At 36.5% G+C, this 4401-nt stretch carries 3 protein-coding genes and 1 pseudogene; 1 reads left to right on the top strand and 3 read right to left on the bottom strand.

What is annotated here, in order from left to right; translation table 11 throughout:
• Positions 1-303, bottom strand: a pseudogene (locus tag ACFINM_RS09070) (ABC transporter substrate-binding protein); the annotation flags it as partial.
• 1249 nt (positions 304-1552) lie between these two features.
• On the opposite strand from ACFINM_RS09070, the gene ACFINM_RS09065 reads away from it, so the two are divergent.
• Positions 1553-1717, top strand: a complete 165-nt coding sequence (locus tag ACFINM_RS09065) for a hypothetical protein (protein ID WP_375621822.1) — start codon at positions 1553-1555, stop codon at positions 1715-1717.
• A 241-nt stretch (positions 1718-1958) separates the two neighbouring features.
• On the opposite strand, the gene ACFINM_RS09060 is transcribed toward ACFINM_RS09065, so the two are convergent.
• Together ACFINM_RS09060 and xseA are read right to left on the bottom strand one after the other, a co-directional pair.
• Complete coding sequence (locus ACFINM_RS09060; protein ID WP_375612273.1) at positions 1959-2585, bottom strand: DNA-3-methyladenine glycosylase I; 627 nt, start codon at positions 2583-2585, stop codon at positions 1959-1961.
• Entirely contained in the window at positions 2563-3993 is a 1431-nt protein-coding gene (xseA, locus tag ACFINM_RS09055) for an exodeoxyribonuclease VII large subunit (protein ID WP_375641153.1), read from the bottom strand. The genes ACFINM_RS09060 and xseA overlap by 23 nt, the downstream gene beginning before the upstream one ends.
• Between the last annotated feature and the right edge of the window lie 408 nt (positions 3994-4401).

Genomic DNA, 4401 nt, shown 5'->3' with positions numbered 1-4401 from the left:
AGTAATCACCGTACTGTGATCATCACCTGAAACATCCCAATGTGTTGCTAAAGCGGGAACCATTTTAGCAGGATCATCTGTCGCAGTACTGACCAAATTATCACAAATATTGTAAATAATTTCACTTCCATAAACATCATTAAGTTGTGCGGGATCAAACGTACTGATTGCATCAAGATTCCAAGCCATCACAAGGGTATTAGCCGGTGTTTTTGCTGAAACTTGTTGTGCAACCATCGCCAATGCCATAAGAGCAGAAACAAGAGAGCTGCTACTTTTCAATATTGTTTTCTTCAAGTTCATAAACTTTTCCCTTTATTTATTTTTATCAATTAATGACGCTGAAATAATATAGCAAATTTATAATTATAACATTGAATAAATACGTTCTAATCGCCTATATTTTTAGTCACCTACACAGAGTCATCTACTTGATAAATTCATTGACTTACGTCTCAATAAACCATAACGAACATGCAATATATGTTTTGCTAACCAGTATTACATTCTTTTCATAACCTCTTTGCATATGATAATGCACTATATCAGTTCCCTATTAATCATCAATAAGCCTTGTCGCCCAAAAAAATAGTGAGCTTTAAAAAAATCATTACGCAAAAATTTATGAATTCATTATTCTATTCCTTTAGGCAACATTTAAAATAAAATATGCAAACTTTAAAAATAGTCATCCCCCTCAAACACTCAGTTTCAAGATGTGGCACATCTTTACTACATGACCAAAACGGCACTGAAACAGCAGAAAGACATAAGAAAATATCTTTTCTAAAACGCTATCCCCCACAAAAAGCTGCTTAATCTTTTGAAAAATAAGTGTCAAAAGTTTTACGTTTTTACCAACAAAACCAAACGCGTTAACAAAGATAAAGGAAAAATGAGAAGAATCATTCCTTCCACGCTTTATCTTTTGAGAAATAAAGCTTACAATAAAAGAATATACACTAAAATGCATCCCCCCATTGATAAAAACAAAATTCATTAGACGTTTCCCCCCTAAAGACATAACGAATATAAACCCTTCTAAACTTTGGCGTGCATCATTGCTTTACCACTATAAAAATAGAATAGAAAACAACATACCGCAACAGAACTCTCGTTTCCAGCGGAAACATACAGAGATTCAACGAAGTAATGTAGTGGATACAAGCCTGCATGAGCTTAATCATCTTCCAAAAAATTGGAGCGCACACGCGGCAAGATCACTCTACTAATAGAGGAAAGCTATCAGATAATAAAACCCAACACAAGCAGCTTGAGTCATTTAACTTCAATTTTTCATCGCTGCATTTCATTTTATATTGCCTAGGTAAGCATTGGGCAATCAACCTACATATAAATAAACCAACAGTCATACAAGCAAAGAAAAACAATGCAACAACAGCACCCCATCTAACAACCACTTTGCATTCGTCAACAAACATGAATAAAATATTCATTAATTATAACAGTCACGTTATTAACGGAAATAAAAAAAACTCTTCTGAACCATTACAAATGCCAAAGACTGTTTCACAACACTGAGAGCTAGTAAATGCGTGATGGTGCCGATTTGCTCCTTCATAAAACTAAAGATGGAGTGCATTATGGACTTATCTGTCATACCATTCACGGGCTGCGTCGCGAAATGGGCTTTGGTGTACTAAATGTTTCTTTAAAACATACAAGACATTACCATTATCTCACTTCAGATACATAACAGTTAAGATATCACTCCTTTTTGCATCTGTTTTTTCATCCTCAAAATTATACCTTTATCGTTTTTAGTGCCAACAACAATAGAAAATCATTAATATTGTATAGTTTGTATATTTCAATTATCTTATACAGCGGAATTGTATAATTTATACATTTATTAAATAATTCAATTATTATCCTATTAATCATTACTCTTATATTATCCTATTAATCATTACTCTTACAAAAGAAAGTTTGCCAATTTATCGACAAAAACATCCTTCAAGATGATCATTAACAATTCCTACGGACTGCATAAAAGCATAACAAATTGTGGGGCCAACAAATGTCCAACCACGTTTCTTCAAGTCTTGAGAAAGACGAAGAGAAGCAGGTGTCATAGGGTTAGCTAACAGTGTTTGAAAATCTATTTTTTCATAACGCTCCAATTGTGGTGGTTGAAAAGACCAAAAATAGTGGGACAAACTCCCCCACTCTGTTATAATTTCTTGTGCTCTCAATGCATTATTAAGCACTGATTGAATTTTTCCTTGATGGCGAACAATGTCTTTATTCTGCATTAACATTTGCACCTTCAGCTCATCATAATGAGCAATCTTTTCAAAGTCAAAGTGATCAAATGCAACGCGAAAAAAAGAGCGTTTTTTTAAAATTGTAAACCAAGAAAGCCCCGCTTGGAAACCTTCAAGACAAATTTTCTCAAACAAACGAATATCCTCAAAAATAGGCTTTCCCCATTCGGTATCATGATAAGCACAATAAAGTGGATCCGTTCCAGCCCATGCGCAACGAACTTTTTCATCCACTCCCTTAAGAAGACCTTCCGCAAGCATGGCATTAACCGTATTAAAAGAGAGTTCCTTGATCATCGCTTGGTGACTTTATCTGCTTGTGTTTTGATCTTTTAGCGGAAATAGGCTCTTGTGTTGCAACACTGATATCTCCATCAAAAAAGCGTAAATTTATTTGCCCTGTTTCAGGAAACTGAACCAATCGTTTAATGGGCTTATGATCTTTCCCCAAAGCCAAAACAAAACCGCGCTCCAAAATATTCTGATATGAAGTGCTTCTTAAAAGCCTAGATACTACCTCTAACCCAGCACGTTGTTTTTCCACACTACGCACAAAAGCACGCTGAAGACGTGCCGTATATTCCTTTGTATTGCGTTGTGCTTTTTCACTATTTAACAAACGCGGTGAAAAACGCACACCAAGTGCATGAAAAGAAAAACGTTTTTTATCGTAGCTTACACAAAGAGCACGCTGCAATCGACTTGAAGTTTCATCCAAACCACGCCGTGGTAGAGCAAAAAGTTGATCGGCAGTCGGAAGAGCTCGTAGAGTAGCACGCAATTTTTGTCGATAAAAATCCAAATAACGCGCGAGTCCCTTGCGCAAACGTGCATCAAGCGATGCCACCAGCACCTCGAGATCAAGCTTAACAGGAACAGCCCGTTCTGCTGCGGCGGTAGGAGTTGGAGCGCGCCAATCAGCCACATAATCAATCAAGGTCCAGTCCGTTTCATGCCCAACAGCAGAAATAACAGGAAGAGAAGATTCATAAACAGCACGAACAACAGCTTCGTCATTAAACCCCCACAAATCTTCTAAACTTCCTCCTCCCCGTGCAACAATAATAAGATCAGGTTTTGGAATAAGTCCACCTAGACCAAGAGCATTAAAACCTTCAACAGCAACAGCCACTTCCCTCCCACTTGTTTCCCCCTGAACACGTACAGGCCAAACCAAAATATGCAACGGAAAACGATCGGATATACGATGAATAATATCACGAATAACAGCACCTGTTGGTGATGTTACAACGCCTAAAATTCGAGGCATATAAGGCAAAGTTTTTTTCTTTTCTTCATCAAACAAGCCTTCTTCTAAAAACTTTTTCTTACGATTTTCAAGAAGTGTCATCAAAGCACCAACCCCCGTTGGTTCAAGAGCCTCAATGACAATTTGATATTTCGATGACCCTGGATAAGTTGTAAGTTTACCAACAGCAACTACTTCCATCCCTTCTTCAGGAGGGAATTTGAGCTTTTCCATAACTCCACGCCAAATAACAGCTTCCAACCTTGCCTTATCATCTTTTAAAGCAAAATAAGCATGTCCCGAAGCATGAGTACCACGGTACCCTGATATCTCCCCACGCACCCGTACATAACCAAACTTTTCTTCAACAACACGCTTTAGAGCCCCTGCTATTTCGGAAACAGTGAATTCTGCCACATTTGTTACACCTGTTTTTTCACTAAACAAACTTACCATTTTTCAATTCTTTACGCCCGTTTCTGTGAACCTTTTTGAAACAACACATCTTTAAACTTTTGATTTATAGCTTCATCAAAATACCCATAACACCGACTAGAACAGCTTATATTTTTAATTTCAAATCGATTATCAGGGTTGTAAAAAAAACTTGAAGCCGTTGTATGGGGATATCTAGAGTCATTATTTCATCCGAAAATTGTATCAATAGAAGTTAAAATACTCAATCCTAACATCCAAACAAACACATCTTCTATAAGAATTCCTGAAATAAAATTCTCTACACAACATAGTAATCCATTCCCGATAAAATTCAATGTATTGCAAAGTGTTAAAGAGCTTTGCAATACATCAAATATATCATGACCATGTTTTTTATATTTTATAAACTTGATACCTTCTTATTTT

Origin of the sequence: Bartonella sp. AA168HLJHH, assembly GCF_042197365.1 — a bacterium.
Taxonomy (GTDB): Bacteria; Pseudomonadota; Alphaproteobacteria; order Rhizobiales; family Rhizobiaceae; genus Bartonella.
The sequence above is the reverse complement of the archived record's forward strand: the minus strand, read 5'-3'. Positions and strand labels throughout refer to the sequence as shown.